This window comes from Marisediminicola sp. UYEF4 (assembly GCF_040546025.1).
Taxonomy (GTDB): Bacteria; Actinomycetota; Actinomycetes; order Actinomycetales; family Microbacteriaceae; genus Marisediminicola.
The window spans coordinates 20,450-27,195 of sequence record NZ_JBEPNA010000024.1 but is presented as its reverse complement, the minus strand read 5'-3'; the positions used below and the strand labels follow the sequence as shown (position 1 = coordinate 27,195).

Below are 6,746 nucleotides of genomic sequence, written 5' to 3'. Positions count from 1 at the left end.
GCGAACAGCGACGCGTTGTCCAGCGCGGTGAACTCCCCCGCGGACGCCCCGAGCGCGGCGACCGTGTCGGCGGTCTCGCGGAGCGTGTTCGGGAGGTGGTCCATGCCACAATTCTCCCACTTCGAACATACTTTCGAAAGGGGAAACGGCTGATGGGGATAAGTATTTGTCCACAGTAGGTGGGGAGGAGAAGACCATGAGCAGGAAAAGACCGTGAGCAGGAAAAGACCTGAGCACGAGAAGACCTGAGCAGGAAGAGACCTGAGCAGGAGACGACCCTGAGCAGGAGAACACCCTGTGCGGAAGAAGACCGGCGCAGAAGAAGAGACCCCGCGCAGGAGACGACCCTGTCGCGAGGAGTCGGCCGTGGAGCGGTCCGGGCTCTACCGCCGCAACTCGTCGCGCCCAACGATGGGTCGCACGATGATGCCGATGATCCAGCTGATGAGCGCCAGGACGAGCGCACCGAGCACGCCCCACCAGAATCCATCGACTTCGAGGCCGAACCCGATGAGCGTGCTGATCCAGGCGACGAGCAGGAGAAGGAGTCCGTTCACGACCAGAGCGATGAGACCCAGGGTGAGGATGTAAAGGGGAAACGCGACGATCCGAATGAAGTTGCCGATTACGCCGTTCACGATTCCGAAGACCAGGGCGACCATCAAGAACGTCAGCACGCTCGCGGTTGTGTCGCCCGGCTCGTAGGACACGACCCGCACGCCCGCCACGATCAGCGTGGTGAGCCAGAGGGCGATCGCGTTGATGACGAGCCTGACCAGGAATCTTCTCATTTCACAATGATGCCCGTGCTCTGGCACGGGTGCAAAGGTGCCGCGCGGAAGCGGCCACGCACCGCGGCCTCGCCGCCCCACAGCGCCAGCGAAGTTCAGCACAGGCGCCCACCCTAGAATCGGACGGTGAACTCCCGCGATCGCGACCAGTCCCCGGTGCAACTGCGGCCTGAGATTCTCGCGCTGGCCGCGTACCGGCAGGGCAAACCGGCCCCCGACGACGCCTTCAAGCTCTCGTCGAACGAGAACCCGTTCGAGCCGATCGACGCGATCCTTCGGGCGATCTCCGAATCATCCATCAATCGATATCCGGACGGCAGCGCGAGCGCCGTGCGCGCCCGCATCGCGCAGCGCCACGGTGTGGACCCCCGGTCGGTGCACGTCGGGGCCGGATCCGTTGCGATTCTTGCCCAGCTCATCCAGGCTGCCGCGGGGTCCGGCGACGAGGTCGTCTACGCCTGGCGCTCGTTCGAGGCCTACCCTGGGCTCGTCACGGTGGCGGGCGCGACGAGTGTCACGGTGCCGATCGACGAGACCGACGGCAGCCACGACCTTGCGGCGATGGCAGCAGCGGTGACCGCGCGAACCCGCCTGATCCTCGTCTGCTCCCCCAACAATCCCACCGGCGCTGCGGTATCGGCGGATGCGTTCGCGGACTTCATGGGGACCGTGCCGCGAAACGTGCTCGTCGTGCTCGACGAGGCGTACGCCGAATTCGTGACCGACCCGTCTGCGGTGTCGGGCATCGGCCTTCTCGAGGACTACCCGAACCTCGTCGTGCTGCGCACCTTCTCCAAGGCCTATGGGCTTGCCGGGCTGCGGTTCGGCTACGCGATCGGGCCGGCCTACGTGCTCGACGCCGCACGTACGACCGCGATCCCGCTGTCGGTGATCGAGCCGGCGCAGCGCGCGGCGATCGCAGCACTCGACAACGAGGAGTTGCTGCTCGAGCGTGTCGCGCGCATCTCGGCGCTGCGCGACGAGGTCTGGCGGGCACTCCTCGAGCAGGGCTGGAGCATCCCGAATCCCCAGGGCAACTTCGTCTGGTTCGCGACCGGCGATCACACCGCCGCCGCCGCCGAGATCTTCCTCAAGCACGGGATCGTTGCCCGCGCACTCGGCACCGACGGGCTGCGGGTCTCGATTGGAGAGGCCGAATCTGTGGGCAAACTCCTAGCGGCGGCCCAAGAGGTTGTGCAGACCCTACCAACGGCGCATGCCCGGACCGGGCTAGATTAGAACCTTGACGTCGGTCCTCCCGACGACCGGACTCCACTGCGCACAGCCCAGGGAACTAACAGGACTGCGAGGTCACCGTGGCAGAATCCGTCGAGATGGTGCAGCTGCTCTCCGCCGATGGCGTCATGCAGAGCGGCGCCACCGCTGAAGAGTACCTCCCGTACATCGAGAAACTCAGCGACGACGAGCTGCGCCGGTTTCACCGCGACATGGTCGTCATCCGCCGCTTCGACGTCGAAGCGGCGAACCTGCAGCGCCAGGGCCAGCTCGGACTCTGGGTGCCGAGCATGGGCCAGGAGGCCGCCCAGGTCGGCTCCGCCCGGGCCGCACGCGACCACGACCACATCTTCCCGGCCTACCGCGAGCACGCCGTCGCCATGGTGCGCGGTGTCGATGTGCTGGGCATCATCGGATTGCTCCGCGGCACGACGCACGGCGGCTGGAACCCCGCCGAGTCGAAGAACTTCCACCTCTATACCCTCGTGATCGCCTCGCAGACCTTGCACGCCACCGGTTACGCGATGGGCATCGCCCTCGACGGGCTGCACGCGACGGGGAACCCCGATAAGGACGAGGCGGTCATCGTCTACTTCGGTGACGGGGCCACGAGCCAAGGCGACCTCAACGAGGCGCTCGTCTTCGCGGCGAGCTACCAGACTCCGCAGGTCTTCTTCCTGCAGAACAACCACTGGGCCATCTCCGTGCCGGTGAGTGTGCAGTCGCGGGTGCCGCTCGTGCAGCGCGCCAGCGGCTTCGGCATCCCGGGTGTGCAGGTCGACGGCAACGACGTGCTGGCGAGCTTCGCCGTGACGGCGAAGAACCTCGACGAGGCGCGGAGCGGCGCCGGCCCCCGATTCATCGAGGCGCTGACCTACCGCGTCGGAGCGCATACCTCGTCGGACGACCCCACGAAGTATCGGACGGATGCGGAGCTGCAGTCCTGGATTGCCCGCGACCCGATCACGCGCTTCGAGACGTGGCTGAGGTCGCGCGGCGAGGGGGACGCCTTCTTCGCCGAGGTCGACGAAGAGGCGGAGGACTTCGCCGCCGACATCCGCGCTCGCACGTACGAGCTCGGCACCCCGTCGACCGACAAGATGTTCGATCACGTGTACTCGGACCCGCACCCGGTGACCGCGGCGCAGAAGCAGTGGCTCGAGGACTACGAAGCATCGATGGGATCGGACTCATGAGCGAGAAACTCATCACGAATACCGACGCTCCGCACCACGCGGGATCCCGCGACGGCGAGGCGCCCCGCCCGGCCCGGAAGCCAGCGGGCACGGCCGAGCTGCCGCTCGCGAAGGCCATCAACGCAGGGCTCCGCAAGGCGATGGGCGACGACAGCAAGGTTCTCCTGATGGGGGAGGACATCGGCCCGCTCGGCGGCGTCTTCCGGGTGACCGAGGGGCTTCAGGCCGAATTCGGCGAGAAGCGCGTGCTCGATACCCCCCTCGCCGAATCCGGCATCATCGGAACGGCAATCGGGCTCGCGATGCGCGGCTACCGGCCGGTGTGTGAGATCCAGTTCGACGGCTTCATCTTCCCCGGCTTCGACCAGATCACCTCGCAGCTCGCCAAAATGACGAACCGGCACGAGGGCCAGGTGCAGATGCCGGTTGTCATCCGCGTTCCCTACGGCGGCCACATCGGCGCCGTCGAGCACCACCAGGAGAGCCCGGAGGCGTACTTCGCCCACACCCCGGGCCTGCGCCTCGTAAGCCCCTCGACGCCGAACGACGCCTACTGGATGATCCAGGAGGCGATCGCGTCGAACGATCCGGTGATGTTCTTCGAACCGAAGAGCCGTTACTGGCACAAGGGCCCGGTCGATCTCACCGGCAGCGCAGCGCCCCTGCACGCGAGCCGGGTCGTGCGCACGGGCAGCGAGGTGACCCTGGTCGGCCACGGCGCAATGGTGACGGTGCTGCTGCAGGCGGCGGAGCTTGCCGCGTCCGAGGGCACGAGCGTCGAGGTCATCGACCTGCGCTCCCTCTCCCCCATCGACTACTCCCCCATCATCGCGTCGGTGCGCAAGACCGGCCGGCTCGTCGTCGCGTCCGAGGCGCCCGGCTTCGTGAGCGTCTCGTCAGAGATCGCGGCAACCGTGACCGAGGCCGCCTTCTACTCCCTCGAGGCGCCCGTGCTGCGGGTGTCGGGCTTCGATGCCCCGTTCCCGCCCGCGGGCCTCGAGACGATCTACCTCCCCGACGCCGACCGCGTGCTCGAAGCCGTCGACCGGGCCATGGCCTACTAGGTACGGAAAGACAGCGAACATGAGCAGCCGTGAATTCAACCTCCCCGACGTCGGCGAGGGCCTGACCGAGGCCGAGATCGTCGCCTGGAAGGTCGCCGAGGGCGACACAGTGACGGTCAACCAGGTGCTCGTCGAGATCGAGACCGCCAAGTCGCTCGTCGAGCTGCCGTCGCCGTTCGCCGGTGTCGTGACGAAGCTCCTCGTCGAGGAGGGCACGATGGTCGACGTCGGCACGGCGATCATCTCCGTGTCGGATGCGGGGATGCCGTCGATCCCGGATGCCGCGCCCGCCGCGCCCGCCGCGCCCGCCCCGTCCAACGACCAGGCGCAGACCATCGCCGACACGGCCGCGAGCATCGCCGCCGACGACGACAAGCCGGGCGCCGTGCTCGTCGGGTACGGCATCAAGGGCCACGTCGCATCCCGACGCAACCGCCAGCCGGCCGCCGCCCAGGCCCCGGCCCGCGCCGCCACCCGGCCGAGCTCGGTGCCAGCGGCATCCGCCTCGGCGATCATCGCCAAGCCGCCGATCCGCAAGCTCGCAAAGGACCTCGGCGTCGACCTCGCCACCGTCACCGCGACCGGTCTGGCCGGAGAGATCACGCGCGACGACGTCGTGCGCGAAGCCTCCCAGGCGAGCCTGTTCCGCAACATCGAGACCCCGCAGTGGGCGACGGACCGCGAGGAGCGCATTCCCGTGAAGGGCGTGCGTAAGGCGATCGCCTCGACGATGGTCGCCAGCGCCTTCTCGGCCCCACACGTGAGCCTGTTCGTCGACGTCGACGCCACGCGAACGATGGAGTTCGTCAAGCGCCTCAAGAACTCCCCCGACTTCGCCGGCGTCAAGGTCTCGCCGCTGCTCATCATGGCGAAGGCGATGATCTGGGCGGTTCGCCGCAACCCCACCGCCAACGCGCAGTGGACCGACGAGGAGATCGTCGTCAAGCACTACGTGAACTTCGGCATCGCGGCGGCGACCCCGCGCGGACTCATCGTGCCGAACATCAAGGAGGCCCAGGACCTCACCCTGATCGAGCTCGCCCGGGCGATCGAGCAGCTGACCATCACCGCGCGCGAGGGCAAGACCCAGCCAGCGGCGATGGCGGGCGGAACCATCACGATCACCAATATCGGCGTCTTCGGCATGGACACCGGCACCCCGATCCTCAACTCCGACGAGGTCGCCATCGTGGCCCTCGGCACGATCAAGCAGAAGCCATGGGTCGTCGACGGCGAGGTGCGGCCGCGATTCGTGACGACCCTCGGCGCGAGCTTCGACCACCGCGTCGTCGACGGCGACGTCGCGAGCCGCTTCCTGGCCGACGTCGCGAGCATCATCGAGGAACCCGCGCTGCTTCTCGACTGACCCTCCCCGGCCTTGCCGGTGCGTTCCTTCCGGCTATAATTGATAACGACACTCATTAGCCTCGTTGGAAAGCTCACCCCATGCGCCCGAAACTCTCGACCGGACTGCTCCTCGGCTCCGTCGCCGCCACCTCGCTCGTTCTCGCCGGATGCGCGTCGCCCAGTGACTCGCCCGCGGCCGGCGGCGACCTGCTGCGGGTCGTCGCCTCCACCAATGTCTACGGCGACATCGCGTCCCGCGTCGGTGGTGACCTCGTCGACGTCACGAGCATCATCACCGGCCCGACCCAGGACCCGCACAGCTACGAGGCATCCGCCCGCGACCAGCTCGCCCTCGCCAAGGCAGACCTCGTGATCGAGAACGGCGGGGGATACGACCCGTTCATCGACACGCTCCTCGCCGGCATCACGACCTCCGAGCCCGTCGTCGTGAATGCCTCCGAGATGTCGGGGCTGCTCGACGGCGCCGATGAGCACGCGGATGACGAGGATGCTGATGACGAGGACGCCGATGACGACCGCGCTGCCGACGACGACGCTCACATCGAGGGTTTCAACGAGCACGTCTGGTACAGCTTCCATGGGATGGAGAGCCTCGCGGAGGCCCTCGCCGCAGAGTTCGGCGCGCTCGACCCCGCCAACGAGGCCGTCTATGTCGAGAACTACGAGTCGTTCATCGGCGAACTCGCGGGCCTCGAGGAGCGGGCCGCCGAGCTCCGCACCACCGTCGAGGGCAACGGCGTCGCGGTCACCGAACCGGTCCCCGTCTACCTCCTCGACGAGATCGGGCTGGTGAACCTGACCCCGGATGCCTTCTCCGAGGCCTTCGAGCAGGGTGCCGACGTTCCGCCCGCGACGCTGCGGGAGACCCTCGACCTCTTTTCGGCCGGCAGCGTCAGCCTGCTCGCCTACAACGAGCAGACCACCGGCCCCGAGACCGAGCAGTTGCGCGAGGCGGCCGAGGACGCCGGTGTCGCGGTGGTGTCATTCTCCGAGACGATGCCGGAGGACGGCGACTACATCGGCTGGATGACGGACAACCTCGATGCCCTATCCCAGGCCCTCGGCTAAGTGTCCGGATACGCCATACTGAT

Annotated in this window: 6 protein-coding genes; 5 read left to right on the top strand and 1 reads right to left on the bottom strand. The window is 67.6% G+C overall.

The genetic code is table 11. From position 1 onward, the window contains the following. Positions 1-383: 383 nt before the first annotated feature. Positions 384-791, bottom strand: coding sequence for a phage holin family protein (locus ABIB15_RS14430; protein ID WP_354480113.1), 408 nt, complete (start codon positions 789-791; stop codon positions 384-386). Between the two features lie 126 nt (positions 792-917). On the opposite strand from ABIB15_RS14430, the gene ABIB15_RS14425 reads away from it, so the two are divergent. From ABIB15_RS14425 to ABIB15_RS14405, 5 genes are all read left to right on the top strand, one after another. Next, on the top strand, positions 918-2,030 hold the full coding sequence (locus tag ABIB15_RS14425; RefSeq protein ID WP_354480110.1) for a histidinol-phosphate transaminase: 1,113 nt from the start codon (positions 918-920) through the stop codon (positions 2,028-2,030). 95 nt (positions 2,031-2,125) lie between these two features. Next, positions 2,126-3,223 (top strand): thiamine pyrophosphate-dependent dehydrogenase E1 component subunit alpha, encoded by a 1,098-nt coding sequence (locus ABIB15_RS14420; protein ID WP_354480118.1) that lies wholly within the window; start codon positions 2,126-2,128, stop codon positions 3,221-3,223. Beyond that, positions 3,220-4,287, top strand: a complete 1,068-nt coding sequence (locus ABIB15_RS14415) for an alpha-ketoacid dehydrogenase subunit beta (protein WP_354480107.1) — start codon at positions 3,220-3,222, stop codon at positions 4,285-4,287. Before ABIB15_RS14420 ends, ABIB15_RS14415 begins: the two co-directional genes overlap by 4 nt. A 19-nt stretch (positions 4,288-4,306) precedes the next feature. Continuing rightward, positions 4,307-5,653 carry a dihydrolipoamide acetyltransferase family protein gene (locus ABIB15_RS14410; RefSeq protein ID WP_354480104.1) on the top strand — a complete coding sequence of 449 codons (1,347 nt, stop codon included), beginning with the start codon at positions 4,307-4,309 and terminating at the stop codon, positions 5,651-5,653. 80 nt (positions 5,654-5,733) lie between these two features. Next, positions 5,734-6,723 carry a metal ABC transporter solute-binding protein, Zn/Mn family gene (locus tag ABIB15_RS14405; RefSeq protein WP_354480101.1) on the top strand — a complete coding sequence of 330 codons (990 nt, stop codon included), beginning with the start codon at positions 5,734-5,736 and terminating at the stop codon, positions 6,721-6,723. Positions 6,724-6,746 lie beyond the last annotated feature (23 nt).

Coding starts and splice junctions, on each gene's coding strand:
- ABIB15_RS14430 (WP_354480113.1), bottom strand. CDS start 791: ATGAGAAGATTCCTGGTCAGGCTCGTCATCAACGCGATCGCCCTCTGG.
- ABIB15_RS14420 (WP_354480118.1), top strand. CDS start 2,126: ATGGTGCAGCTGCTCTCCGCCGATGGCGTCATGCAGAGCGGCGCCACC.
- ABIB15_RS14415 (WP_354480107.1), top strand. CDS start 3,220: ATGAGCGAGAAACTCATCACGAATACCGACGCTCCGCACCACGCGGGA.
- ABIB15_RS14410 (WP_354480104.1), top strand. CDS start 4,307: ATGAGCAGCCGTGAATTCAACCTCCCCGACGTCGGCGAGGGCCTGACC.
- ABIB15_RS14405 (WP_354480101.1), top strand. CDS start 5,734: ATGCGCCCGAAACTCTCGACCGGACTGCTCCTCGGCTCCGTCGCCGCC.